Consider the following 23,449-nt stretch of genomic DNA (forward strand, 5'->3'; position numbering starts at 1 on the left):
CATCCGCAGGCGCGCATCGCCGCGTGGGCATCGCGAACGCCCGGCGCGCTGCGCCGGGCCGGAAGCGACGCATCAGATCGCAGCTAACCACCGACCGAAGGCGCGCACTGCCGCGTCGCACCACCGCGCTTCGAGCGTCGCGCACGAACGGAAGCGTCGTAACGGATCTCGACGACCTCATGCCCGACCGCGCGACGTACGTGAAGCGACCGCCCCCGGGAGAGACTGCAAGGCACTGGAGCCGAGCCGACTGCCGGCCGCCTCATCCCGCTCCGACTCCGCAGCACGACCTGACGCTTCGAACCAAGCGCGGAACCGGTTTCGCCCTGCACGGTCCGAGCCCTGCAGCTCCGACGAGACACCCTGAACAATCCGGCCAGCATTCGCGCTTCACGTCGCGAATTTGGTAAACAGTTCGCCTTTCCCCCGAGTCACGCCGCCATGCGCAACCGCCGTTCCCTGACCCGCTCGCCCGCACGCCGCGCGCTGCAGCGCGGCATGAGCCTGATCGAGATCATCATCGTGATCGTGCTGATCGGCATCGTGCTGACCTTCGTCGGCAGTCGCATCCTCGGTGGCGCCGATCGCGCGAAGGCGAACCTCGCCAAGTCGCAGGTGCAGACGCTGGCGGGCAAGGTCGAGCAGTTCCAGATGGATACCGGCCGCCTGCCGGGCTCGCTGTCCGAGCTGGTTTCGCAGCCGCAGGGCGCCGCGGGCTGGCTCGGCCCGTACGCGAAGGAGCCCGAGCTCAAGGATCCGTGGGGCAATGCGATCAGCTACCGCGCCCCGGGCGAGGACGGCCGTGCGTTCGACCTGGTGATCCTGGGCAAGGACGGCAAGCCCGGCGGCAGCAGTTACGACGGCGACGTGCGCTACGAATGATCTACCGCGCGCGACGCCGGCCGGCACCGCCCGCCCGTCGTGCGCGCGGCGTGTCGCTCATCGAGATCGTCATCGTGATCACGCTGGTCGCGGTGATGAGCCTGCTGGCCGCCGCGGCGATGGGCGGCGGCTTCAAGGGCATGCAACTGCGCTCGTCGGCGAAGGAAATCGCCGCGCAGCTGCGCTTCACGCGCACGCGCGCGATCGCCACCGGGCAGACGCAGCGCTTCGTGATCGATCCGCAGCGGCACGTCTGGAGCGCGGCGGGCGAGCGCAACGGTGAGATCCCCGAGTCGCTTCGTGTCGCGTTCACCGGCGCGCGGCATGACCGGCCGGCGCGCGGCGAGGGCGCGATCCTGTTCTTCGCCGACGGCGCGTCCACCGGCGGCCGCGTGCAGCTCTCGCGCGAAACGGCGGCCTGGAACGTGGATGTCGCCTGGCTGACGGGTGAGGTGAAGCTCGCGCGCGCGGAGGCGCAGCGTTGATGCGGTGCATGCGCGGCTACACGCTGATCGAGGTGATCGTCGCGTTCGCGGTGCTCGCGCTCGCGCTGACGCTGCTGCTCGGCACGCTGACCAACGCGAGCCGCCAGGTGCGCTGGTCGGCCGATGCCGGGCGCGCCGCGCTGCTCGCGCAGTCGGTGCTTGAGCAGGCGGACCTCGACGGCCCGTGGAGGGAGGGCGAACGCAGCGGCGCGCTGGAGGACGGGCGCTATCGCTGGACGATGCGCGTGCGCCGCTTCGAGGACCCGACCCGCGTCGGGCAGCCCGTCGATCCCGCCGCGCCCGCGCTGTTCACCGTCGACCTGACGTTGCAATGGGGCGCGGGCGGCGCACGCGAACGTTTCGAGCTGCGATCGCTGCGACTGGTGCCGGCCAATGCGGCGGGGCCGACGACATGAGGCGCGCGCGCGGCTTCACGCTGGTCGAGGTGCTGATCGCGACGGTGCTGCTCGCGGCAGGGCTCACGCTCGCCTTCGCGACCATCACCGGCGCGACGGGCGCGGCGCGGCGCGGCGAGGAGGTCGCGCGCGAGAACGAGCACATCCGCGCGGTGGAAGGTTTCCTGCGGCGCCGGCTGGCGGGCGCGCGGGCGGTGCCGTTCGGCGTGGAAGAGGCCAATGGACTGCCGATCCGCTTTTCCGGCGAGCGCGACCGCATGCGTTTCGTCGCCGACCTGCCGGATTACATCGGACGCGGCGGCCCCAGCGTGCACGACCTGCGCATCGAGCGCCGGCCCGCGGGCGACGGCGTGCGGCTGATGCTCGATCTCGCCGTCGTGCAGGCCGGCCTGCCGGTGCCCGAACGCGAGCGAGCCCCCGAGCTGCTGGCCGACGACCTGCGTCGCGTCGAATTCCGCTACCGCGGCCTCGGCGAAAACGGCGCGCTGGGCGAATGGCGCGACGAATGGACCGCGATCGAGCAGTTGCCGCTGCTCGTGCAGGTCCGCATCACGGGCAACGACGGCCGAGCCTGGCCCGTGCTGACGGTCGCACCTCGCCTGGCCGGCGCCTATGCCACCGGGGTGCCGCAGTGAGGCGCGATGCGCGCGGTGCCGCGCTGCTGCTGGTGCTGTGGTTGATGGTGCTGCTGATCGCACTGGTCGGCGCGTTCTCGCTGACCGCGCGCACGGAGAACCTGCAGGCCCGCGCGCTGGTCGACGGCGTGCAGGCCGAGCAGGCCGCGCGCGCGGGCCTGGAATACGCGCTGACGCGCGTCGGCGAGACCGATCCGCGGCGCCAGTGGCGTCCCGACGGCCGCACCTATCGCTGGAACTTCGCCGACGCGGGCGTCGAGGTGCGGCTGGTCGACGAGGACGCCAAGGTCGACCTCAACCAGGCCGACAACGGATTGCTGGTCGGGCTGATGGAGGCGGTGGGCATCGCGCGAACGCGCGCCGAGAAGCTGGCCGGCGCGGTGATCGACTGGCGCGACCCCGATCCGCTCACGCAGCCCTCCGGTGGCGCCGAGGACCCGGACTACGCGTCCGCCGGACTGCCCTGGGGCGCCAAGGACGCCGAGTTCGAGAGCAGCGCCGAGTTGCTGCAGGTGCTGGGCTTCGCCGCCGACGACGTGCGACGGCTGCTCCCGCACGTGACCGTCTACAGCGGGCGGGCGCGGCCGGAGACGGCGTTCGCCTCGGCCCCCGTGCTGACCGCGATGGGACTGGACGGCAAGGACATCGTGCAGCGGCGCGAGGCCTGGGATCCGTCGCGCGGCCAGCCCATGCCGGGCATCCCGGGAATCGGCGGCCTTCAGGCGTCCGGAAGCGGAACGTATAGTATCGAGAGCACGGCCCGGCTCCGTGGCGGACGCACTGCCACGCTCGCCGCCGTGGTCCGTATCGGGGGCGGTTCCGTTCCCGGAATGGCCTACACGCCGCTGCGGTGGGAGGAGGGGGCTCAGTCACGATGACGTCGGTTCTGGAAGGCCGCATGCGCGGCCTCGGGCGCCTTGCCGCGCGTCTCGGACCGCAGGCGACGAGCCTGCGCGGCCTGCTCGCCTGGTGGGGCCGCGCGCTCGCCGCCTGGCTGCCGCTGCGCATGCGCCGCGCGCTCGGCGTCGATCGCGGGCGCCTGCTGCTGATGCCGCGCGACGACGGGCAGGTGCAGTTGCGCCTGCATCGCGACGGCGAGCTGCACGAGCTCGGCCTGCTGCCGCCCCCGGTCGACCTGCCAGTCGACGATCCGCTCGCCAGTGTGCTCGGCCCGACCGCTCTCGACCTGCCGCGCTGGCTGGCGCTGCCCCCCACGAGCGTGCTGGTGCGCCGCCTCGCGCTGCCCGCCGCCGCCGCCGATCGCCTGCGCGACGTGATGCGCTTCGAGATCGACCGCCAGACCCCGTTCGCCGCCGACGACGTGCTCTACGACGCGCGCCTCGTCGGCCTGCGCCCTGACGGCCAGCTCGACGTCGAACTCGTGGCCACGCCGCGGCTGCGCGCCGAACCCGTGCTGGCCGCGCTCGGCCCGCTGGCCGGGCGCCTCGCCGGTATCGACGTGCTCGACGCGACGGGCCAGCCGCGCGGCGCGAATCTTCTGGACGCCGGTGCACGCGGCCGCCAGCGCGATCCCTGGCGCCTGTGGAACCGCGTGCTGCTAGCGGTCGGGGTGGTCGCGTTCGCGGCGATGCTCGCCACCGTGCTCGACAACCGACGCGAGGCCGCGGCCGCGCTCAAGGCCGAAGTGGACGATCTCGCGCGTCCGGCTCGCCTGGCCGCGCAGGAACGTCAGGCGCTGGTCGACCTCGTCGCCGGCCAGGCCTTCCTCGACCGCCGCCGCGCGGAGACGCCGACCGCGATCGAGGTGATGGACGAACTGAGCCGGCGCCTGCCGGACGGCACCTATCTGGAAAAGCTGGCGATGGAAGGCGACCGCCTCACGCTGATCGGCTTCAGCAACCAGGCGCCGGCGCTGATCGCGCAGCTCGAAGGCTCGACGTTGTGGCGCTCGCCTGCGTTCGCCGGCGCGCTGCAGCCCGATCCGCAGTCGCGCCGCGAGGGCTTCACGCTGACCGCGCAGCTGGGCCGCGCGCCAGCGCCCGCCGCGAACGCCGCGAACGCGGGAGGCACGCGGTGACGCCCGTCGTCACCGACCGCGAGCGCTGGCTCGCGCTGGGCCTGCTGGTCGCGGCGCTGCTGCTCGCCTACGGCGTGCTGATCCATCCGTGGTGGACCGTGCCGATGCGCGCGGTCGATGCCGACATCGCGCAGTTGCAGGAACGTCGCGCGCGCCTCGCCGCGGCGGTCGCGCAGGCGCCGGCAGTACGCACCCGCCTGCAGGACGCGCAGCAGCGCCTGGCGACGCGCCCGGGTTTCCTGCCCGAGGCGACGGCCGAGCTGGCGATGGCCGGCCTCGTGCAGCGCCTCGAGACCGTGGTGGCGCAGGCCAGCCCCGGCAATCGCAGCTGCCAGATCAGCAACCGCTCGCCCCTGCAGGGCGAGGGCCGCGAGCCCTACACCCGCGTGGCCGTGCAGGTGCGCCTGCGCTGCGGCACGCCGGAACTCGGGGTGGTGCTGCATGCGCTCGAGGCCGGCACGCCGCGGCTGTTCGTCGAGAACCTCAATGTGCTCGCGCAGCGCTTCTTACTGCAGTCGGACGGCGGAATGCCCGGCAGTGGTAGTGGCAGTGGCAACAACGGTGGCATCGACGTGAGTTTCGATCTCGTCGGCTACCTGCGGCCCGCCGGGACGGCGGGGACCACCGCGCCGCCCGCCGCGATGCCCGTCCCGGCGATGCCGACGCCCGCGACGCCGGCGCCCGCCGGCATGCCCGGTGCCGCGCCGGGCGCGCCCGTTCCGGCCGCACCGACGCCCGCTTTACCGGCCGGCATGACGGGAGGCCCCGGTGCGCCTTGACGACATCGCCCCGCGCACGCTGCTGCTCGGCGTATTCGCCGGCTGGGCGGTGCTTGCCTGGGTGCTCGCGCTCGCCGGCATGGGCCGCGAACTGCCGGACGGCGAGAGCGGCACCATCGAGGGCAGCCGCCTGCCGGAACTGCCGGAACAGGCCCCGCCCACGCTCGGCCCGTTCGCGCAGTACGACCAGATCGTCGCGCGCCCGCTGTTCGCCACCGATCGCCGTCCGCACGCCTTCCTGCTGCCGAACGTCGACGGGCAGGCCGAGGCGGCGCCGAGCTTCGACCTCGTGCTGACCAGCGTGCTGATCACCCCGCAGGTGCGCATCGCCATCGTGCAGAAGCCCGATGGCAGCGAGTCCTGGCGGGTGAAGCTCGGCGAGGCGCCGGATGCGTTGCCGTCATGGACGCTGGTCGACCTCGCGCCGCGCAGCGCGGTATTCCAGGGGCCGGAAGGCCGCAAGGAACTCGCATTGCGCGTGTTCGACGGCAAGGGCGGCGAGCCCCCGTCGGCCTCGGCCGCGCCGCCGCCGGGCATGCCGGGCGCGCCGCCATCGGGCGCCACCGCCCGCCCCGCACCGATGCCGTCCACGCCGACGCCGCCCATGGCCGACGCCGCCTCCATGCCGGATCCGCAGCAGATCGACCAGATCCGCCAGCGCATCGAAGCGCGCCGCGAAGAGATGCGCCGCCGCGCGCAGAACGCCAATCCCCCCGCCACGGTCGCGCCGCCCGCGCCCGCGACCCGCTGAGCCCCGCGATGACCCCGATGACGCCCGTTCCCGCCTTCCGCCCGGTCCTGCGCCAGAGCCTCATCGCGCTGACCATCGCCGCGACGCTCGCCGGCTGCGCCACCGCGCCGGTGCCTACGCTCCAGCGCGAGGGCCGGCTCGACGGCCCGGTCGCGGGCACCTCGTCGGCCACCGCCGCCGATGGCGTCACGACGACGCCGCTCGGCGCGCCCGAGGCCGATGCCGCGCCGCGCGCGCAGATCCGCCGCGGCACCGGCGAGGTGATCAACCGCCGCGTCGCCAGCGCCCCGCCGTCCAACCTCGGCGGCAGCTCGGGCGAGGCGCGCTTCAACTTCGAGGGCGAATCGCTGCAGGGCGTGGTCAAGGCCATCCTCGGCGACATGCTCGGGCAGAACTACGTGATCGCGCCGGGCGTGCAGGGCACGGTGACGCTGGGCACGCCGAAAGCGGTCAGCCCCGCCGAGGCGCTGAACCTGCTCGACATGGTGCTGGGCTGGAACAACGCGCGCATGGTCTACAGCGGCGGGCGCTACAACATCGTGCCGGCCGACCAGGCGATCGCCGGCACCGTCGCGCCGCGCACCGGCCCGGCCTCCACCGCGCGTGGTTTCGAGGCGCGCACCGTGCCGCTGAAGTACGTGTCGGCGACGGAGATGGAGAAGATCCTCAAGCCGTATGCGCGTCCGAACGCGATCGTCACCGTCGACAACGCGCGCAACGTGATCACCGTAGCGGGCACGCGCACCGAGCTCGAGAACTACCTGCGCACCATCGAGACGTTCGACGTCGACTGGCTGTCGGGCATGTCGGTGGGCGTGTTCCCGCTGCAGTCGGGCCGCGCCAGCCGCGTGGTCGCCGACCTCGAGCGCGTGTTCGGCGAGCAGAGCAAGTCGCCGGTGGCCGGGATGTTCCGCTTCATGCCGCTGGAAGGCGCGAACGCGGTGCTGGTGATCACGCCGCAGGCCGACTACCTCGACGACATCCAGCAGTGGCTCGAGCGTATCGACGGCGCGGGCGGCGACGCGCGCCTGTTCTCCTACGAGCTCAAGTACATCAAGGCCAAGGACCTGGCCGATCGCCTGTCGGAAGTGTTCGGCGGCGGCAGCCGCAGTGGCGGCGGCGACACCGGCGGGCGGCCGACGCTGATGCCCGGCGTTGAGGCCACCGAGCTGCGCGATACCGACGACGGCGCGACCGCGAGCATCGGCGGCAGCGATTCAGGCACGACCGGCGACACCGGCACGGGCACCGGCGGCAATGGCATGACGTCGACGCTGTCGCTCAATCCGCGCAGCGGCGGCAACGGCAGCGTGAGCCTCGAAGTCGACGGCCAGCGCGTCGGTGTGTCGGCGGTGGACGAAACCAACTCGTTGCTGGTGCGCGCGACGCCGCAGGCCTGGAAGTCGATCCGCGACGTCATCGAGCGTCTCGACGTGATGCCGATGCAGGTGCACATCGAGGCGCAGGTCGTCGAGGTACAGCTCTCCGGCGCGCTGCAGTACGGCGTCAACTGGTTCTTCGAGCAGGCGGTGAGCGATCCGGTGGCCAGCGGCGGCGCGGGCCTTCCGAACGCGGCCGGGCGAGGCTTCTGGGGCGACCTGCGCGGCAGCCTGCGCCCGGGCGACGTCGCCAATCCCGGTCTCGCGTGGACGTTCCTCGGCCGCAATGCCGCGGCGGTGATCAGCGCGCTCGACGAAGTTACCGACCTGCAGCTGCTGCAGTCGCCCTCGGTCTTCGTGCGCAACAACGCCGAAGCCACGCTCAACGTCGGCAGCCGCATTCCGATCGAATCGGTGACGGTCGATCCGGGCAACGGCACCGGTACCACCTACAGCCAGGTGCAGTACCTCGACACCGGTGTGATCCTGAAGGTGCGTCCGCGGATTACCCGCGACGGCATGGTGTTCCTCGACATCGTGCAGGAGGTCAGCTCGCCCGGCGCTCGCGACGCGAATGCACGCAACGTCACGATCAATACGCGCAAGGTGAAGACGGAAACCGCGGTTCAGAGCGGCGACACCATCATGCTCGCGGGCCTCATCAGCGACGGCGTGACCAAGGGCTCGTCGGGCGTGCCGGGGCTGAGCCGCATTCCGATCGTCGGCGGGCTGTTCGGCCGGCAGAGCTCGCGCACCGACCGCAACGAGGTGATCGTGCTGCTCACGCCAACGGTCGTGCGCAACCCGCAGGAAGTGCGCAACCTCACCGACGAGTACACGCAGCGCTTCCGCGCGATGGAGCCGCTGCACCGCAAGCCGAAGTCCACCGGCACCGAGGTGCGCTGAGTCGTGCACGCCCCGCGTCCGCCCGTGGGCGGCGCGCCGGGCGTCGCCTCGCATCGCGGCCATGCACGGATGCGAATGCGCCACGCCCGCACTGCGCTGATCGACCTGCACCGCATTGCCACGCCATGAACGACGCCATCGCCGCCGTCGTCGTCACTTACCAGAGCGCCGAGACGATCGAGCTCTGCCTGCAGCGGCTGCGCGCGGCGGACGGCGTCGCGCAGATCCGCGTGGTCGACAACGGTTCCGACGACGGCACGCTTGCGATCGTGCAGCGCATCGCCGCGGGCGAGCCGCGCCTGAAGTTCATCGCCAACCCGGACAATCCCGGCTTCGCGGTTGCCTGCAACCAGGGCGCGCGCGCCGCGCACGCGCCTTGGCTGGCATTCGTGAATCCCGATTGCATGGTCGAGCCCGACACGCTCGCACGCCTTCGCGATCTCGCCGGCGGCACGCCCGTGCTCCTCGGCTGCGAACTGGTCGACGAAGAGGGCATGCCCGACCCGGCCGCGCGCCGGCGCGATCCCGAGTTCGGCGCGATGCTCGCGGGCCGCGGCACCGATCTATCGCTGCCTTCGGACGGTTCGCCGCTGCAGCGTGTGGACGCGGTATCGGGCGCGTTGATGCTGCTGCCGCGGGCGCTGTTCGAGCGCATCGGCGGTTTCGACGAGGGCTACCGCCTGCACGCCGAGGACCTCGACCTCTGCCGCCGCGTACGCGACGCCGGTGGCGACGTCGCGATCGCCAACGACGTGCGCGTGGTGCACATCCGCGGCGTGTCGAGCCGCGCGCGGCCGTATTTCGTCGAGTGGCACAAGCATCGCGGCCTGTGGCGCTACTTCGCGCGCTTCGAAGCACCGCGTCGCGGGCTGCTGGTGCGCGCGGGCGTCTTTGCCGCGATCTCGGCGCGCTTCGCTTCACGCGCGCTGTCGATCACCCTGTCGATACTCGCAGGCCGCTGATCGACGAGGGCGCGGGCGCATGATCATCCGGTCGCTGCTGGATACCGACCTCTACAAGTTCACGATGATGCAGGCGGTGCTGCACCAGCACCCGGCCGCGCAGGTCGCGTACCGCTTCCGCTGCCGCACGCCGGGCGTCGATCTGTCGCCCTTCATCGACGAGATCCGCGCCGAGATCGACGCGCTGTGCACGCTGCGCTTTGCCGACGACGAACTCGCGTATCTGCGCGGCCTGCGCTACATCAAGACCGATTTCGTCGATTTCCTGCGTCTGTTCCAGCTCGACGCGCGCTACGTGCGGCTCGAGGCGGTGCCGGGCGCCTCGGGCGGCATCGGGCTGGAGATCGAGGGGCCTTGGCTGCACACGATCCCGTTCGAGGTGCCGTTGCTGGCCATCGTCAACGAGGTCTGGTTCCGCCACCAACCGCCCGCCGACGAGGCCGAGGGACTGCGACACCTGCAAGCCAAGATCGAGCGCCTGCAGGCGCTGCCCGACTGCACGGTGTCCGACTTCGGCACGCGGCGGCGCTACTCGCACGACTGGCACGCGAAGATCCTGCCGATCCTGCGCGACGGCCTCGGTGCGCGCTTCGCCGGCACCAGCAATGTCGAATTCGCGCGTCGCTACGACATGACGCCGCACGGCACGATGGCGCACGAGTTCCTGCAGGCGTTCCAGGCGCTGGGCCCGCGGCTGGTCGATTCGCAGAAGGCGGCGCTGGAAGCGTGGGTGCACGAGTACCGCGGCGATCTCGGCGTGGCGCTGTCGGACGTCGTCGGGCTGGCTGCGTTCCTGCGCGATTTCGATCTCTACTTCTGCAAGCTCTTCGACGGCGTGCGCCACGACTCGGGCGATCCGTTCGAATGGGCCGAGCGCGTGATCGCGCACTTCGAGCAGCATCGAATCGACCCGCGCCAGCGGACATTGGTATTCAGCGACAGCCTCGATGCCGAGCTCGTGCTGCGTCTGCACGAACGCTTCGGCGCGCGCTCCAAGCTCGCGTTCGGCATCGGCACCAATCTCACCAACGACCTCGGGCCGAAGCCGATCAACGTCGTCATCAAGATGGTCGAGTGCAACGGCCAGCCGGTGGCGAAGATCAGCGATTCGCCCGGCAAGGGCATGGGCGGCGATCCCGGCTACATGGCCTACCTGCGGCAGGTGTTCGGCCTGCCACCGGAACCGGTCAGCGATGCGGATTGATCGCGTCGCGTAGCGCGCGTGCCGCGGTCGCGGCCGCTTCGGCGTAATCGTCTCCGTGCGATGCGTAGAGCACGGCGCGCGAGGAGCTGATCATCAGCCCGGTGCCGTCGGCGGACTTCGCGTTCGATACCACCGCGGCGGCATTGCCGCCCTGAGCGCCGACGCCGGGCACCAGCAGCGGCATGTCCTTCACCAGTGCACGCACGTCCGCGAGCTGCTCCGGCCACGTCGCGCCGACGACGAGCGCGATGTTGCCGTTCGAGTTCCACTCGACCGCCGCCTTCTCGGCCACGTGCTGGTACAGCGGGCGGCCGGCGACGAGCAGGTCCTGCAGTTCGCCGGCGCCCGGGTTCGACGTGCGGCAGAGGATTATCACGCCGCGGTCTGCGCGATCGAGGAACGGCTGCAGCGCGTCGTGACCGAGATACGGGTTGGCGGTGACCGCATCCGCGCCGTACCGGTCGAAGGCTTCGGTCGCGTAGTGCTGCGCGGTGCTGCCGATGTCGCCGCGCTTGCTGTCGAGGATCACCGGGATGGCCGGGTGGTTCGACTTGATGTGTGCGATCAGTCGCTCGAGTGCATTTTCCGCGCCCAGCGCGGCGAAGTGCGCGATCTGTGGCTTGAAGGCGCAGGCGTAATCGGCCGTGGCGTCGGCGATGTCGCGGCAGAAGGCGAAGACGGAGTCGGGATCGTTGGCGAAGCGCGCCGGGAATTTCGCGGGCTCGGGGTCGAGGCCGACGCAGACCAGTGTGTTGGCGGTCTGCCAGCGCTCGCGCAGGGCGGTCATGAAGCTCATCGGTCGTCTCCCGGAATCGATCGTCAGAGGCGCTTCCACACCTGCCAAAGGCCGACGGCATGCACAAGGCCGATCGCGAGGCAGATCGCGGAGCTCCAGAGGTTGAAGGACGTGCGCAGGGCCGGCATCAGCGCGACCGGCACGAGCGCGAGGCCGCGCAGCACGTACACCGCGGTGATCGCGACGAGCGCGGCCGCGGTGAGCGGCAGCGGCCGCAGCAGCCCCGCGGCGGATGCGGCGTAGACCGACCACGCCGCCAGGATCAGTGCGATGCCGAGGGTGACGACGGCCGGCACCACGCTGCGTGCCTCCGCCAGGCGTGCCATTCGCTCGCCCGCGCCGAAGAACCGGTACCAGTCCGGCCCGCCCGCGATCACCGCGACATGCAGCAGCGCCGCGAGCGCGCTGAGCGCAGCGGCGAGCACGAGTATTCGATTGACGTCCGGTGCCATGTCGAACTCCGCATGCGAGACGCCCGCCGGGAAGGCGGGCGTGGGGCTATCGCGATTACTTGAGCGCCTTGAAGCGCAGGCGGTGCGGGCCTGCGTCCTGGCCGAGGCGACGCTTCTTGTCTTCCTCGTACTCGCGGTAGTTGCCCTGGAAGAACTCGACGTGCGAGTCGCCTTCGAAGGCGAGGATGTGCGTGGCGATGCGGTCGAGGAACCAGCGGTCGTGCGAGATCACGAACGTGTTGCCCGGGAACTCGAGCAGCGCGTCCTCGAGCGCGCGCAGCGTCTCGATGTCGAGGTCGTTCGACGGTTCGTCGAGCAGCAGCACGTTGCCGCCCTGCAGCAGCGTCTTGGCCATGTGCAGTCGTCCGCGCTCGCCGCCCGAAAGGGTGCTGACGATCTTCTGCTGGTCCTGGCCCTTGAAGTTGAAGCGGCCGATGTAGGCGCGCGACTGGATCTCGATGCCGTTGATGTTGAGGATGTCGAGGCCGCCCGACACTTCCTGGAAGACGTTGTGGTTGCCTTCCAGCGTGTCACGGCTCTGGTCGACGTAGGCGAGCTTGACGGTCGGGCCGATGTCGATCGAACCCGAATCCGGCTGCTCCCTGCCGGTGATCATCTTGAACAGCGTCGACTTGCCTGCGCCGTTCGGGCCGATGATGCCGACGATCGCGCCCGGCGGCACCGAGAACGAGAGGTCGTCGATCAGCAGGCGGTCGCCGAACTTCTTCGACACGTTCTTGAACTCGATGACCTTCTGGCCGAGGCGCTCGCCCGGCGGGATGAAGATCTCGTTGGTTTCGTTGCGGCGCTGGTAGTCGACCGACTGCAGCTCCTCGATGCGCGCAAGGCGCGCCTTGCCCTTCGAGCGGCCGCCCTTCGCGTTGCTGCGCGCCCATTCCAGTTCCTTCTGGATCGCCTTCTGGCGCGCCTTTTCCTGGTTCTCTTCCTGCTTGAGGCGCTCTTCCTTCTGGACGAGCCACTCGGTGTAGTTGCCCTTCCACGGAATGCCGCGGCCGCGGTCGAGCTCGAGGATCCACTCGGCGGCGTTGTCGAGGAAGTAGCGATCGTGCGTCACCGCCACCACGGTGCCGGTGTAGCGCGCGAGGAACTGCTCCAGCCATTCGACCGATTCGGCGTCGAGGTGGTTGGTCGGCTCGTCGAGCAGCAGCATGTCCGGCTTCTGCAGCAGCAGGCGGCACAGCGCGACGCGGCGCTTCTCGCCGCCCGACAGCTTGCCGACGATCGCGTCCCACGGCGGCAGGCGCAGCGCGTCGGCGGCCACTTCGAGCTGGTTCTCCAGCGTGTGCGCGTCGCCCGCGGCGAGGATCGCTTCGAGGCGTTCCTGCTCCTTGGCCAGCGCGTCGAAATCCGCGCCTTCCTCGGCGTAGGCCGCGTACACGGCTTCCAGCGCGGCCTGCGCGTTGATGATCTCGCCAAGGCCTTCCTCGACCGCCTGGCGCACGGTGTGCTCGGGATTCAGCTCCGGCTCCTGCGCGAGGTAGCCGACCTTGATGCCGGGCTGCGGGCGCGCCTCACCCGAGAAATCGGTGTCGACGCCCGCCATGATCTTGAGCACGGTGGACTTGCCCGCGCCGTTCAGGCCCAGCAGGCCGATCTTGGCGCCCGGGAAGAACGACAGCGAGATGTCCTTGATGATCTGGCGCTTCGGAGGAACGGTCTTGCTGACGCCGTTCATCGTGTAGATGTACTGCATGGGGCTCGGGGCTCCGGTCGGACGGCGCATGGCGCCGCGTGGGGCAGGCGGCGGCCGCCTGCACGGGGGCAGGGGCCGCGAGGATTCGGAATAGCCCGAAATTATAAGGCCCGCGGCCCACGGGCGGGCCCGGCCCGGTGGCGCGGCGGGCTAGAATTCACGTCCGACCGACCCCCTCCGGAGCCCCCGATGTTCGCTCGCGATGCCCGTATCGAAGGATTCGACCCCGAACTGGCGCAGGCCATCGCGAACGAGGCGCGGCGCCAGGAGGACCACGTCGAGCTGATCGCGTCGGAGAACTACGCCAGCCCGCGCGTGCTCGAAGCCCAGGGCTCGGTGCTGACCAACAAGTATGCCGAGGGCTATCCCGGCAAGCGCTACTACGGTGGATGCGAATACGTCGACGTCGCCGAGCAGCTCGCGATCGACCGCTGCAAGCAGCTGTTCGACGCCGACTACGCGAACGTGCAGCCGCACTCGGGCAGCCAGGCCAACCAGGCCGTCTACTTTGCGCTGCTCAATCCGGGCGACACGATTCTCGGCATGAGCCTCGCGCATGGCGGCCACCTCACGCACGGCGCGAAGGTGAACCTGTCCGGCAAGATCTACAACGCCGTGCAGTACGGCGTCGACGAGAACGGCCTGATCGACTACGCCGAGGTCGAGCGCCTCGCGCAGGAGCACAAGCCGAAGATGCTCGTCGCCGGCTTCTCCGCGTACTCGCAGATCGTCGACTGGGCGCGCATGCGCGAGATCGCCGATTCCGTCGGCGCGCTGTTCTTCGTCGACATGGCGCACATCGCCGGCCTCGTCGCCGCGGGCGTGTATCCGTCGCCGCTGCCGCACGCGCACGTGGTGACGTCGACCACGCACAAGACCCTGCGCGGCCCGCGCGGCGGCATCATCGTTGCCAAGAATCCGTCGGAAGAGCTGACCAAGAAGCTGCAGAGCATCGTGTTCCCCGGCATCCAGGGCGGCCCGCTGATGCACGTGATCGCGGCCAAGGCGGTGGCGTTCAAGGAAGCGCTGGATGGCGACTTCAAGGCCTACCAGCAGCAGGTCGTGAAGAACGCGCAGGCGATGGCGAAGACGCTGATCGAGCGTGGCTACCGCATCGTTTCCGGCGGCACGCAGAACCATCTGATGCTGGTCGACATGATCGGCCGCGACGTCAGCGGCAAGGACGCGGAAGCCGCGCTGGGCCGCGCGCACATCACCGTCAACAAGAACTCGGTGCCGAACGATCCGCGCTCGCCGTTCGTCACCTCGGGCCTGCGCCTGGGCACCCCCGCGGTGACCACGCGCGGCTACGGCGAGACCGAATGCGTCGACCTCGCCAACTGGATCGCCGACGTGCTGGACAGCCCGAAGGACGAGGCGGTGATCGCCCGGGTCGCCGAGGCCGTGAAGGCACAGTGCCGCAAGTTCCCCGTGTATGGAGGTGCGTCATGATCCGCGCAATTCCGTTCTCGCTCGGCCTCGTTCTCTCCACCGCCGCCTTCGCGCAGCAGCCGGCGCCGCCCAAGCCCGTGGCCGCGCCCGCCGCGCCGCAGCGCGATGCCACCGATCCGCGCATGCGTGACGTGCCGATGCGCTGCCGGCCGGGCCAGGTCGACGTGGCCGCCGGCCGCACGCTGGGTCAGCTGTTCGGCGCCGAATGGCCGGCGCAGCCCCAGGCCGCGCGCCGCACGCCGGCACAGCCGGTGAGCCTCGGCCGCGTGGATTGGCCGGCGCAGAACGGGCAGGGCGTGGCCACGTCGGCGGTACTGGTCGATGCGCAGGGCAAGCCGCTGCGCGCGAAGGTGCTGTGCGCGTCGACGCAGGCGCTCGTGGCGCCGGTCGAGGCGGCGGCGATGAAGGGCAGCTACCGCGCGGCCACGTTCGACGGCGCGGCCGGCACGGGCGTCGCGCTGGTGACCTGGCGCGTCGGCGAGCCGCCGCGCAAGCCCTGATGCATTGCCCCTTCTGCCAGCACCAGGACACGCGCGTGATCGATTCGCGCGTGTCCGAGGACGGCGCGACGATCCGTCGCCGCCGTGTCTGCGAGGTCTGCGCCGAGCGCTTCTCCACGCTGGAAACCGTCGAGCTCAAGCTGCCGACCATCGTCAAGAGCGATGGCCGGCGCGAGGCCTTCGACGCGCGCAAGCTCCGCATCGGCTTCGATCGCGCGCTGCAGAAGCGCCCGGTGGCCGAGGAGCAGATCGAAGCCGCGGTGCGCGCGGTCGTGCACCAGCTGCGCATGACTACCGAGCGCGAAGTCCCGTCGCGCCGCATCGGCGAATTCGTGATGGGCGAGCTGCGCAAGCTCGACCACGTGGCCTACGTGCGCTTCGCGTCGGTGTACCGCGCGTTCGAGGACGTAGCCGATTTCCGCGAGGAACTCGATCGGCTGGAGCGCGACGTGGCGCCCGTGGAAGGCCAGCTGCCGTTGCTGGGCGAGGACGAGCCCAGGCCCGAGAAGGGGCGTCGGCGCTGATGCCGCCGGCCCGTGCAGGCCTGCGCGTGGCCTCGCATCGCGGGTCGCCCGCCGCCGTCGCATGTCCGCTGCCCCTCTGCGTCGCGCCTGCCGGCGACGCCGCGCCGCGGGTTGAAGACGCGCGCCACCGGGCGCCGTCGCCTCGACTTTCCTGACCAGGACGACACCCGCGAGCCGCCATGTCCGACGCCCCGTTTTCCGCCCTCGACCACGCGATGATGGCCCGCGCGCTGCGCCTGGCCGAGCGCGGCGCCTACACCACCAAGCCGAATCCGATGGTCGGCTGCGTGCTGGCGAAGGACGGCGAGATCGTCGGCGAAGGCTTCCACCAGCGCACCGGCGGCCCGCACGCGGAGGTTTTCGCGTTGCGCGATGCGGGCGAACGCGCTCGCGGCGCCACCGCCTACGTCACGCTCGAGCCCTGCTCGCATACCGGGCGCACCGCGCCATGCGCGGATTCGCTGATCGAGGCCGGCGTCGCGCGCGTGGTCGGCGCGATGCGCGACCCGTTCCCGCAGGTCGACGGCGCCGGCTTCGCGCGCCTGCGCGAGGCGGGCATCGAGGTCGGCGTGGGACTGATGGAGGCGCAGGCACGCGAGCTCAATCGCGGCTTCCTGTCGCGCGTGGAACGCGGCCGGCCGTTGATGCGCGTGAAGCTCGCGATGAGCCTCGACGGACGTACCGCGCTCGCCAGCGGCGAGTCCAAGTGGATCAGCGGGCCGGGCTCGCGGCTGGACGTGCAACGCTGGCGCGCGCGTTCGTCCGCCCTGATGACCGGTGCGGGCACCGTGCTCGCGGACGATCCGCAGCTCACCGTGCGCCTGGGCGACGACACCGACTTCGTGCCGCCGCTGCGCATCGTGCTCGATCCGGGCCTCGCCACCATCCATCGCGGCCGCGTGCGCGAAGGCGACGCGCCGACGCTCTACATCCACGCGCCCGACGCACGCCTGCCGCGCAACTGCGATGCGGACATGGCGGCAGCACCCGTGCGCAACGGCCGCTTCGAGCTCGACGCCGTGCTGCGGCTGCTGGGCGAGCGCAAGGTCAACGAGGTGCAGCTCGAGGCGGGCGCCACGCTGGCCGGCGCGTTCGTCGCGGCGGGGCTGGTCGACGAGCTGTTGCTCTATGTCGCGCCGGTGCTGCTGGGCGCGCATGCGCGTCCGCTGTTCGACGGCTTCGACATCCAGCAGATGAGCGAGCGGCTGGCCATGCGCGTCGTCGACAACCGGCACACCGGTGACGACCTGCGCCTGCTGCTGAGGCCCGTGCGATGAGCGTGCAGGACCACTTCTCCGGCGTTGCCCAGGCCTATGCCGCGGCGCGTCCCGACTACCCGGACGCGCTCTACGACGCGGTCGCGGCGCACGTGTCGCCGCGCGCGCACGTGTGGGAGCCCGGCTGCGGTAGCGGGCAGGCCACGCGCGATCTCGCCGCGCGCTTCGCGCACGTGCATGCCACCGATCCGAGCGAACAGCAGCTGTCGCGGCACTGGGCGCGCGAGGGCGCTGCCAACGTCACGCTCGCCGTCGAGCCGGGCGAGAGCACCTGGCTGTTCGACGACTCGGTCGACCTCGTTGCCGTCGCGCAGGCCATGCACTGGTTCGACGTGCCGGCCTTCTTCGGCGAATGCCACCGCGTGCTGCGCCCCGGCGGCGTGCTCGCGGCCTGGGGCTACGACGACTTCGATGTGCCGTCGGGGATGGAGGACGCGATTGCGCCGTTCCGGGCGCGCATCGAACAGGACTGGCCGCCCGAGCGCGACTTCATCAAGCGTCATTACGCCGACTTCGACTGGCCGTTCGATCGCCTCGAAGCGCCCGCGCTCGCGCTGGAGGTCGACTGGCCGTTCGAGCGCTTCGCCGGCTACCTCTCGAGCTTCTCGGCCACCGCACAGCACCGCGCGCGCACCGGCGAGGACCCGGTCGCGCTGCACCTCGATGCGCTGCGCGAGGCCTGGGGCGATCCGGCCTCGATCCGCCGCATCCGCTGGCCGCTGTTCATGCACCTGCGCCGCAAGCCCGACTGAGCACCGTCGCAACGCAGCGTCCGCCGGGCGCCCGGAGGCCCGGTGGTAAACTGCGCGCGCCGGTTCGCCGGCTTCCATGACGTCTTCAGGGCGGGGCGCAACTCCCCACCGGCGGTAGGCGCGACAGCGCGAGCCCGCGAGCGCCTCCGCGATGCGGAGGGTCAGCAGACCCGGTCCAATGCCGGGGCCGACGGTCGGGATCGGAAGATCCCGGAAAGTCCGGATGAAAGAAGACGGTGTCCTCGCGCGGCGCGTGCCGTGCGTGCATCGCCTCGTGCCTTGGGGCGTTTTTCGCTTTAGTCACCTCGCGAGAAACGTTTCATGTCCAACGACACCCGCTCCACCGCCTCCGTGACGGAGGCCTGCTGATGTTCACCGGCATCATCGAGGGCGTCGGCGCGATCGCATCGATCGAGCCGCGCGGCGGCGACGTGCGCCTGCGCGTGTCCGCGGGCACGCTTGCATTCGACGACGTGCGCCTGGGCGAGAGCATCGCCGTCAACGGCATCTGCCTGACCGTCGTCGCGTTCGACGCGGCCTCGTTCGAGGCCGATGCATCCACCGAGACGCTCTCGCTCACCACGCTGGGCCACCTCGCGGTGGGCGCGGCGGTGAACCTCGAGCGCGCGATGCGTCCGAACGACCGCCTTGGTGGGCATCTGGTCAGCGGCCACGTCGACGGCGTCGGCGCTGTCGCCTCCATCCACGACGACGCGCGCGCGCAGCGCTGGCGCTTCACGGCGCCGGCGGCGCTGCTGCGCTACATCGCGAAGAAGGGCTCGATCTGCGTCGACGGCGTCAGCCTCACCGTCAACGAGGTGGATGCCGACGGTTTCGAGGTCGCGCTGGTGCCGCATACGGTCGCGCATACCGCGTTCTCGTCGACCCAGGTCGGCGATGCGGTGAACCTGGAGATCGACCTGGTCGCCCGCTATGTCGAGCGCCTGCTCAACAAGGATCTGCCATGAGCTTCGCCACCATTCCCGAACTGCTGGAAGAGATCCGCGCCGGCCGCATGGTCGTCATCGTCGACGACGAGGACCGCGAGAACGAGGGCGACCTGATCATGGCCGCCGAGCTGGTGCGGCCGCAGGACATCAACTTCATGGTCACGCATGCGCGCGGGCTGGTCTGCCTGTCGCTCACGCGCGAGCGCTGCCGGCAGCTCGGCCTGCCGCCGATGGTCCGCGACAACACCTCGCCGCACCACACCAACTTCACCGTGTCGATCGAGGCGGCCGAGGGCGTCACCACCGGCATCTCGGCCTACGACCGCGCGCATACCGTGCGCACCGCCGTGCGGCCCGATGCGAGCGCGGCCGACCTGAGCCAGCCCGGCCACATCTTCCCGCTGATGGCGCAGCCCGGCGGCGTGCTCAACCGCGCCGGCCACACCGAGGCCGCGAGCGACCTCGCGTTGCTGGCGGGGCTTGAGCCGGCCGGCGTGCTGGTGGAGATCCTCAATCCCGACGGCTCGATGGCGCGCCGCCCGGAGCTGGAGGCCTTCGCGCGCGAGCACGGCCTGAAGATGGGCTCGATCGAGGCGCTGATCCGCTACCGCCTCGAGAACGAACACACCATCGAGCGCGTGGAAACGCGTCCGATCGAAACCGAGCACGGCGAGTTCACCCTGCACGCCTATCGCGACCGCGTGAGCCATGCGCTGCATTTCGCGCTGCTGCGCGGCGAGGCGGACCCGGCGGCGTCGACGCTGGTGCGCGTGCACATGCTCAATCCGTTGTCCGACGCCGTGCATTGGCGCCGGCCGGACTTCGGCCCGGCGGTGGGCGACGTGCTGGCGCGCATCGCCGCCGAGGGGCGCGGCGCGCTGGTGCTGCTGTCCGAGCCCGCCAGCGCCGACGCGCTGCTCGCGCGCATCCGCGAGCAGCCGGCGCCGGACCCGGAAGGCCGCGGCGCGGGGCTGGCCGAATGGCGTCGCAACGGCGCCGGCGCGCAGATCCTGGCCGACCTCGGCCTCGGCCGGTTGCGGGTGATCGGCACGCCGCGCAAGCAGATCGGCCTCGCCGGCTTCGGCCTCGAGGTCGTGGAATACGTCGACCCGGCCGCCTGAGCGCGCCTTACCGCCGGCTCCACCGCGAGCCGGTAAACTTCGCAGCCCCTCGCGGAACCCGATCCATGCCCCACATCGAAGGCGACCTGCGCAGCCCGCCGGGCGCGCGCTACGCCATCATCGCCAGCCGCTGGAACCCGCGCATCACCGACACGCTGGTCGCCGGCGCGCGCAGGACGTTCGCCGACCACGGCGTCGACGAGGCCGCCATCGACGTCATCCGCGTGCCCGGCGCCTGGGAGATCCCGGTCGCCGCGGCGCGGCTGGCCGCGGCCGGCGCGCATGCGGGCATCGTCGCGCTGGGCTGCGTGGTCCGCGGCGACACGCGCCATTACGAACAGGTGGCCGACGGCTGCTCCGACGGCCTGATGCGCGTGGCGCTCGACTGGCGCGTGCCGGTGGCCAACGGCGTGCTGGCGGTCGAGCGGTTCGAGGACGCCGAGGCGCGCGCGGGCGGCAGCCATGGCAACAAGGGCGAAGAAGCGGCGCTGGTCGCCATCGAAATGGCGCACCTGCTGATGCAGCTGCCCGGAGCAGACGAATGAACAAGCATCCCCGGAAGGACGGCATCGACCCGGTCCTGCGTTCCCGCGCCCGCCGCCGCGCGCTGCAGGCGGTCTACGCCTGGCAGATGTCGGGCGCCGGCGTGCGCGAGGTCATCGCGCAGTTCGCGCACGAGCAGGCCCGCGAGCAGGCCGACCTCGAGTATTTCGAGGACCTCGTGCGCGGCGTCGACGCCAACCAGGACGCGCTCGACGAGGCGCTGGCGCCTTTCCTCGACCGCGACATCGACCAGGTCGATCCGGTCGAGCGCGCGGTACTGCGACTGGCCGCCTACGAGCTGCGCATGCGCCCCGACGTGCCGTACCGCGTGGTGATCAACGAGGCCATCGAGACCGCCAAGAAGTTCGGCGCCGAGCACGGCCATACCTACGTCAACGGCGTGCTCGACCGCGCCGCCGCCGAATGGCGCGCGCCGGAAGTGCAGGCCGCCAGGCGCCCGCGCTGAGGCGCGTTGCGGCGCGATCGCCCGCATGAGCGCCGCGCCCGGCGAATTCGAACTGATCGAGCGCATCCGCCGCCGCGTCGTCGCGCGCGGCGACGTGGTGCTGGGTATCGGTGACGATGCCGCGCTGCTGGCACCGCCGCCGGGCCGTCAGCTCGTCGTCGCGATGGACACGCTCAACGCGGGCGTGCATTTCCCGCTCGGCACGCCCGCAGCGGACATCGGCTGGAAGGCGCTGGCGGTGAACCTGTCCGACCTCGCCGCGATGGGCGCGGCGCCCGCGTGGTGCACGCTTTCGCTGTCGATGCCCGAGGCGGATGCGCGCTGGCTCGACGGTTTCCTCGACGGGTTCTCGATGCTCGCCGCGATGCACGACATCGCGCTTGTCGGCGGCGACACCACGCGTGGCCCGCTGTCGGTCTGCGTCACCGCGCATGGCTTCGTCGGGCCGGGACGCGCACTGCGCCGCGACGGCGCGCGCCTCGGCGACGACGTCTGGGTGAGCGGCACGCCGGGCGATGCTGCGGCGGGTCTGGTGCTTGCGGGCATAGCGGCTGCCGGCGTCGATCGTATCGAGGCGAGCACCGAGGACCGCGATGCGCTCGCTTTTCGCCTCGCACGCCCGCAGCCGCGGGTCGCGCTCGGCGCGGCGCTGGCCGGCGTCGCCCATTCCTGCATCGATATCTCCGACGGCCTGCTCGCGGACGCTGCGCACATCGGGCGTGCGAGCGGCGCCGCACTCCGCATCGATGTCGACGCATTGCCGGCATCCGCAGCGCTCGCGCGCAGTGCCGACACCGATACGCGTCGCCTGCTGCAGGCGGCCGGTGGCGACGACTACGAGCTCTGCTTCACCGCGCCGGCATCGGCACGCGATGCGATCGACGCGATGGCGCGCGAATGCGGCGTCCCCGTCACGCGCGTCGGCGACGTAACGGCGGGCGAGGGCGTGCGGCCCGTCGATGCCGAGGGGCGCCACTGGCAGCCGGCGCGCACGGGCTACCAGCACTTCGCCGCCGATCAGCGATAACGCGCCGCGAGCTCGAACAGCGGGCGCACGGCCTCCGGCGCGAATACGAGCGGCTGTCGCGCCGGCACGTGCTGCGCTTCCAGCGGACGCTGCGGATCCGGGTCGGATGCGGCCGGCATCAGCGCGAAATCGATGCGGACCGTGGCCGGCACCGGCGCCTCGCCGGTGAGCGTGCGGTAGAGCTGCGCCGCCATCACCAGAGACGCCGCAGGCCCCGGATGCAGGCCGTCGGGAAAGGTCGACGCGCGGCCGTCGCGACGCGCCAGCGCCTGCAGCGCATCGCCTGCATGCACGACGCTGGCCACCGGCTGCCGCGCGAACCGCAGGGTGCCTTCGTGCAGACGCGCCTGCGCCGCCTCGGTCGGATACCAGGTCTCCAGCAACAGCACGCGCGCGCCGCGTTCGCGGGCGAGCTTCGCGAACGCGCGATGCGCGACGATGCTCGCGCGGCATTCGTCACCGCTGCGCTGCACGTCGTCGACGAGGCAGGCTTCGACGCCGCCACGTTCCTGCAGCACCACGGCATCCCAGTGCGCGGACTCGAGCGCGCGCACCGCCGCGCCGTCGAGCCAGCGCCGCGCCAGCGAGCCGCCGGGCTCGACGAAGCTGGTCGTTTCGATCGCGATGCCCGACGGTTGCGATGCGGCGACCGCAGTCAGCATCGCGGGCAGGTCGTTGGTGTAGGTGAGGCTGTTGCCGATCATCAGCACGCGCAGCGGCTCGCGCGCTTGCGCGTAGCCACAGGCGAGCATCAGTAGCAGGAGGGCGAAGGCGCGCATGGAGCGCACGCTACACGCCGCACGGCGCCGACAGCAGTGCCGCGACGTGCGTGCGCAGCGTCGGCAGCACCTCGCCTTCGAACCACGGATTGGCCTTGAACCAGGCCACGTTGCGCGGGCTGGGATGCGGCAGCGGGATGACGCCGGGCGCGTACTCGCGCCAGGCGCGCACGGTGTCGGTCAGCGTGCCTTTGCGACGATCGCCAAGGAAATACGCCTGCGCGTACTGGCCGATCAGCAGGGTGAGGCCCACGCGCGGCAGCAGCGGCAACAGCCGCCCGTGCCACGTGGCACGGCATTCCGGACGCGGTGGCGCGTCGCCGCTGCCGGCGCGGCCGGGATAGCAGAAGCCCATCGGCACGATGGCGATGCGCGCGGCGTCGTAGAACGTGTCCGTGTCGACCTGCAGCCAGTCGCGCAGCCGGCGGCCGCTGGCGTCGTCCCAGGGAATACCACTCGCATGCACGCGCGTGCCCGGTGCCTGGCCGACGATCAGCAGCCGCGCCGTCGGCGATGCACGCAGCACCGGGCGCGGTCCCAGCGGCAGTTGCGCTTCGCACAGGCGGCAGGCGCGGATCGAGTCGAGCAGGGCGTCGAGAGCCATCGGAGCAGCGTGTTTCCGGGACCACACCATGCACCGCTGCGCCGGAACCGGCGCT

26 protein-coding genes and 1 riboswitch are annotated in these 23,449 nt (G+C 71.4%); of the genes, 21 read left to right on the plus strand and 5 right to left on the minus strand.

Features of this window, described 5'->3' with window-relative positions; genetic code table 11:
• Positions 1–441: 441 nt before the first annotated feature.
• The 11 genes from gspG to pncB all read left to right on the plus strand — a co-directional run bounded on the left by gspG (position 442) and on the right by pncB (position 10,437).
• The gene (gene gspG, locus IE066_RS00005) at positions 442–882 is read left to right on the plus strand and encodes a type II secretion system major pseudopilin GspG (RefSeq protein ID WP_189446290.1); all 441 of its coding nucleotides are present in this window, start codon (positions 442–444) and stop codon (positions 880–882) included.
• On the plus strand, positions 879–1,367 hold the full coding sequence (gene xpsH / locus IE066_RS00010) for a type II secretion system protein XpsH (RefSeq protein WP_189446291.1): 489 nt from the start codon (positions 879–881) through the stop codon (positions 1,365–1,367). The genes gspG and xpsH overlap by 4 nt, the downstream gene beginning before the upstream one ends.
• A gap of 8 nt (positions 1,368–1,375) precedes the next feature.
• The gene (xpsI, locus tag IE066_RS00015) at positions 1,376–1,783 is read left to right on the plus strand and encodes a type II secretion system protein XpsI (protein WP_229790602.1); all 408 of its coding nucleotides are present in this window, start codon (positions 1,376–1,378) and stop codon (positions 1,781–1,783) included.
• Entirely contained in the window at positions 1,780–2,418 is a 639-nt protein-coding gene (locus tag IE066_RS00020; protein WP_189446293.1) for a prepilin-type N-terminal cleavage/methylation domain-containing protein, read from the plus strand. Before xpsI ends, IE066_RS00020 begins: the two co-directional genes overlap by 4 nt.
• 44 nt (positions 2,419–2,462) lie before the next feature.
• Complete coding sequence (locus IE066_RS00025) at positions 2,463–3,296, plus strand: type II secretion system minor pseudopilin (RefSeq protein ID WP_189448644.1); 834 nt, start codon at positions 2,463–2,465, stop codon at positions 3,294–3,296.
• Positions 3,293–4,456 (plus strand): PilN domain-containing protein, encoded by a 1,164-nt coding sequence (locus IE066_RS00030; protein ID WP_229790603.1) that lies wholly within the window; start codon positions 3,293–3,295, stop codon positions 4,454–4,456. The genes IE066_RS00025 and IE066_RS00030 overlap by 4 nt, the downstream gene beginning before the upstream one ends.
• Complete coding sequence (gene gspM / locus IE066_RS00035; protein WP_308427400.1) at positions 4,453–5,235, plus strand: type II secretion system protein GspM; 783 nt, start codon at positions 4,453–4,455, stop codon at positions 5,233–5,235. The genes IE066_RS00030 and gspM overlap by 4 nt, the downstream gene beginning before the upstream one ends.
• A complete protein-coding gene (locus IE066_RS00040) occupies positions 5,225–5,986 on the plus strand; it encodes a general secretion pathway protein GspN (RefSeq protein WP_189446294.1) in 762 nt (253 codons plus the stop codon). The genes gspM and IE066_RS00040 overlap by 11 nt, the downstream gene beginning before the upstream one ends.
• Positions 5,987–6,003: 17 nt before the next feature.
• On the plus strand, positions 6,004–8,271 hold the full coding sequence (gene gspD / locus IE066_RS00045) for a type II secretion system secretin GspD (RefSeq protein WP_189446295.1): 2,268 nt from the start codon (positions 6,004–6,006) through the stop codon (positions 8,269–8,271).
• 125 nt (positions 8,272–8,396) lie between these two features.
• Positions 8,397–9,233: a glycosyltransferase family 2 protein gene (locus IE066_RS00050; RefSeq protein WP_189446296.1), complete on the plus strand. Its 837-nt coding sequence runs from the start codon at positions 8,397–8,399 to the stop codon at positions 9,231–9,233.
• A gap of 19 nt (positions 9,234–9,252) precedes the next feature.
• The gene (pncB, locus tag IE066_RS00055; protein ID WP_189446297.1) at positions 9,253–10,437 is read left to right on the plus strand and encodes a nicotinate phosphoribosyltransferase; all 1,185 of its coding nucleotides are present in this window, start codon (positions 9,253–9,255) and stop codon (positions 10,435–10,437) included.
• On the opposite strand, the gene pyrF is transcribed toward pncB, so the two are convergent.
• The 3 genes from pyrF to ettA are packed head-to-tail and all read right to left on the minus strand — an operon-like array spanning position 10,421 to position 13,399.
• Positions 10,421–11,233 (minus strand): orotidine-5'-phosphate decarboxylase, encoded by an 813-nt coding sequence (gene pyrF, locus IE066_RS00060; RefSeq protein WP_189446298.1) that lies wholly within the window; start codon positions 11,231–11,233, stop codon positions 10,421–10,423. The genes pncB and pyrF overlap by 17 nt on opposite strands.
• A gap of 23 nt (positions 11,234–11,256) precedes the next feature.
• A complete protein-coding gene (locus tag IE066_RS00065) occupies positions 11,257–11,685 on the minus strand; it encodes a hypothetical protein (protein ID WP_189446299.1) in 429 nt (142 codons plus the stop codon).
• Between the two features lie 55 nt (positions 11,686–11,740).
• The gene (ettA, locus tag IE066_RS00070) at positions 11,741–13,399 is read right to left on the minus strand and encodes an energy-dependent translational throttle protein EttA (protein ID WP_189446300.1); all 1,659 of its coding nucleotides are present in this window, start codon (positions 13,397–13,399) and stop codon (positions 11,741–11,743) included.
• Between the two features lie 189 nt (positions 13,400–13,588).
• On the opposite strand from ettA, the gene glyA reads away from it, so the two are divergent.
• From glyA to thiL, 10 genes are all read left to right on the plus strand, one after another.
• Positions 13,589–14,851, plus strand: a complete 1,263-nt coding sequence (gene glyA / locus IE066_RS00075) for a serine hydroxymethyltransferase (RefSeq protein WP_189446302.1) — start codon at positions 13,589–13,591, stop codon at positions 14,849–14,851.
• The gene (locus tag IE066_RS00080) at positions 14,848–15,351 is read left to right on the plus strand and encodes a hypothetical protein (protein WP_189446304.1); all 504 of its coding nucleotides are present in this window, start codon (positions 14,848–14,850) and stop codon (positions 15,349–15,351) included. The genes glyA and IE066_RS00080 overlap by 4 nt, the downstream gene beginning before the upstream one ends.
• Positions 15,351–15,875 carry a transcriptional regulator NrdR gene (gene nrdR / locus IE066_RS00085; RefSeq protein ID WP_189446306.1) on the plus strand — a complete coding sequence of 175 codons (525 nt, stop codon included), beginning with the start codon at positions 15,351–15,353 and terminating at the stop codon, positions 15,873–15,875. The genes IE066_RS00080 and nrdR overlap by 1 nt, the downstream gene beginning before the upstream one ends.
• 179 nt (positions 15,876–16,054) lie before the next feature.
• Positions 16,055–17,152, plus strand: a complete 1,098-nt coding sequence (ribD, locus tag IE066_RS00090; protein WP_189446308.1) for a bifunctional diaminohydroxyphosphoribosylaminopyrimidine deaminase/5-amino-6-(5-phosphoribosylamino)uracil reductase RibD — start codon at positions 16,055–16,057, stop codon at positions 17,150–17,152.
• The gene (locus tag IE066_RS00095; RefSeq protein ID WP_189446310.1) at positions 17,149–17,904 is read left to right on the plus strand and encodes a class I SAM-dependent methyltransferase; all 756 of its coding nucleotides are present in this window, start codon (positions 17,149–17,151) and stop codon (positions 17,902–17,904) included. The genes ribD and IE066_RS00095 overlap by 4 nt, the downstream gene beginning before the upstream one ends.
• Positions 17,905–17,981: 77 nt before the next feature.
• A riboswitch (FMN riboswitch) is annotated at positions 17,982–18,143 on the plus strand.
• Positions 18,144–18,272: 129 nt separating this feature from the next.
• Positions 18,273–18,872, plus strand: a complete 600-nt coding sequence (locus IE066_RS00100) for a riboflavin synthase (RefSeq protein WP_189446312.1) — start codon at positions 18,273–18,275, stop codon at positions 18,870–18,872.
• Positions 18,869–19,975, plus strand: a complete 1,107-nt coding sequence (gene ribB, locus IE066_RS00105; RefSeq protein ID WP_189446314.1) for a 3,4-dihydroxy-2-butanone-4-phosphate synthase — start codon at positions 18,869–18,871, stop codon at positions 19,973–19,975. The genes IE066_RS00100 and ribB overlap by 4 nt, the downstream gene beginning before the upstream one ends.
• A gap of 65 nt (positions 19,976–20,040) precedes the next feature.
• Positions 20,041–20,520, plus strand: a complete 480-nt coding sequence (ribH, locus tag IE066_RS00110) for a 6,7-dimethyl-8-ribityllumazine synthase (RefSeq protein WP_189446316.1) — start codon at positions 20,041–20,043, stop codon at positions 20,518–20,520.
• The gene (gene nusB, locus IE066_RS00115; protein ID WP_189446317.1) at positions 20,517–20,984 is read left to right on the plus strand and encodes a transcription antitermination factor NusB; all 468 of its coding nucleotides are present in this window, start codon (positions 20,517–20,519) and stop codon (positions 20,982–20,984) included. Before ribH ends, nusB begins: the two co-directional genes overlap by 4 nt.
• A gap of 25 nt (positions 20,985–21,009) precedes the next feature.
• Positions 21,010–22,011, plus strand: coding sequence for a thiamine-phosphate kinase (thiL, locus tag IE066_RS00120; RefSeq protein ID WP_189446318.1), 1,002 nt, complete (start codon positions 21,010–21,012; stop codon positions 22,009–22,011).
• On the opposite strand, the gene IE066_RS00125 is transcribed toward thiL, so the two are convergent.
• Both IE066_RS00125 and IE066_RS00130 read right to left on the minus strand, forming a co-directional pair.
• The gene (locus IE066_RS00125) at positions 22,002–22,790 is read right to left on the minus strand and encodes an SGNH/GDSL hydrolase family protein (protein ID WP_189446319.1); all 789 of its coding nucleotides are present in this window, start codon (positions 22,788–22,790) and stop codon (positions 22,002–22,004) included. The two genes, thiL and IE066_RS00125, sit on opposite strands and share 10 nt — an antisense overlap.
• A gap of 10 nt (positions 22,791–22,800) precedes the next feature.
• Positions 22,801–23,394, minus strand: coding sequence for a uracil-DNA glycosylase family protein (locus IE066_RS00130; RefSeq protein ID WP_229790604.1), 594 nt, complete (start codon positions 23,392–23,394; stop codon positions 22,801–22,803).
• Positions 23,395–23,449: the final 55 nt, after the last annotated feature.

Source organism: Cognatilysobacter xinjiangensis, assembly GCF_014651995.1.
GTDB classification, from domain to species: Bacteria; Pseudomonadota; Gammaproteobacteria; order Xanthomonadales; family Xanthomonadaceae; genus Cognatilysobacter; species Cognatilysobacter xinjiangensis.

Excerpts from the sequence above, each read along its gene's own strand:
- IE066_RS00100 (WP_189446312.1), top strand. The coding sequence starts at position 18,273 with ATGTTCACCGGCATCATCGAGGGCGTCGGCGCGATCGCATCGATCGAG.
- ribD (WP_189446308.1), top strand. The coding sequence starts at position 16,055 with ATGTCCGACGCCCCGTTTTCCGCCCTCGACCACGCGATGATGGCCCGC.
- IE066_RS00025 (WP_189448644.1), top strand. The coding sequence starts at position 2,463 with ATGGTGCTGCTGATCGCACTGGTCGGCGCGTTCTCGCTGACCGCGCGC.
- ribB (WP_189446314.1), top strand. The coding sequence starts at position 18,869 with ATGAGCTTCGCCACCATTCCCGAACTGCTGGAAGAGATCCGCGCCGGC.
- xpsI (WP_229790602.1), top strand. The coding sequence starts at position 1,376 with ATGCGCGGCTACACGCTGATCGAGGTGATCGTCGCGTTCGCGGTGCTC.
- IE066_RS00020 (WP_189446293.1), top strand. The coding sequence starts at position 1,780 with ATGAGGCGCGCGCGCGGCTTCACGCTGGTCGAGGTGCTGATCGCGACG.
- IE066_RS00050 (WP_189446296.1), top strand. The coding sequence starts at position 8,397 with ATGAACGACGCCATCGCCGCCGTCGTCGTCACTTACCAGAGCGCCGAG.
- nusB (WP_189446317.1), top strand. The coding sequence starts at position 20,517 with ATGAACAAGCATCCCCGGAAGGACGGCATCGACCCGGTCCTGCGTTCC.
- glyA (WP_189446302.1), top strand. The coding sequence starts at position 13,589 with ATGTTCGCTCGCGATGCCCGTATCGAAGGATTCGACCCCGAACTGGCG.
- pncB (WP_189446297.1), top strand. The coding sequence starts at position 9,253 with ATGATCATCCGGTCGCTGCTGGATACCGACCTCTACAAGTTCACGATG.
- thiL (WP_189446318.1), top strand. The coding sequence starts at position 21,010 with ATGAGCGCCGCGCCCGGCGAATTCGAACTGATCGAGCGCATCCGCCGC.
- gspD (WP_189446295.1), top strand. The coding sequence starts at position 6,004 with ATGACGCCCGTTCCCGCCTTCCGCCCGGTCCTGCGCCAGAGCCTCATC.
- IE066_RS00130 (WP_229790604.1), bottom strand. The coding sequence starts at position 23,394 with ATGGCTCTCGACGCCCTGCTCGACTCGATCCGCGCCTGCCGCCTGTGC.
- IE066_RS00125 (WP_189446319.1), bottom strand. The coding sequence starts at position 22,790 with ATGCGCGCCTTCGCCCTCCTGCTACTGATGCTCGCCTGTGGCTACGCG.
- IE066_RS00065 (WP_189446299.1), bottom strand. The coding sequence starts at position 11,685 with ATGGCACCGGACGTCAATCGAATACTCGTGCTCGCCGCTGCGCTCAGC.
- pyrF (WP_189446298.1), bottom strand. The coding sequence starts at position 11,233 with ATGAGCTTCATGACCGCCCTGCGCGAGCGCTGGCAGACCGCCAACACA.
- nrdR (WP_189446306.1), top strand. The coding sequence starts at position 15,351 with ATGCATTGCCCCTTCTGCCAGCACCAGGACACGCGCGTGATCGATTCG.
- gspG (WP_189446290.1), top strand. The coding sequence starts at position 442 with ATGCGCAACCGCCGTTCCCTGACCCGCTCGCCCGCACGCCGCGCGCTG.
- IE066_RS00095 (WP_189446310.1), top strand. The coding sequence starts at position 17,149 with ATGAGCGTGCAGGACCACTTCTCCGGCGTTGCCCAGGCCTATGCCGCG.
- IE066_RS00080 (WP_189446304.1), top strand. The coding sequence starts at position 14,848 with ATGATCCGCGCAATTCCGTTCTCGCTCGGCCTCGTTCTCTCCACCGCC.
- ettA (WP_189446300.1), bottom strand. The coding sequence starts at position 13,399 with ATGCAGTACATCTACACGATGAACGGCGTCAGCAAGACCGTTCCTCCG.
- ribH (WP_189446316.1), top strand. The coding sequence starts at position 20,041 with ATGCCCCACATCGAAGGCGACCTGCGCAGCCCGCCGGGCGCGCGCTAC.
- IE066_RS00030 (WP_229790603.1), top strand. The coding sequence starts at position 3,293 with ATGACGTCGGTTCTGGAAGGCCGCATGCGCGGCCTCGGGCGCCTTGCC.
- xpsH (WP_189446291.1), top strand. The coding sequence starts at position 879 with ATGATCTACCGCGCGCGACGCCGGCCGGCACCGCCCGCCCGTCGTGCG.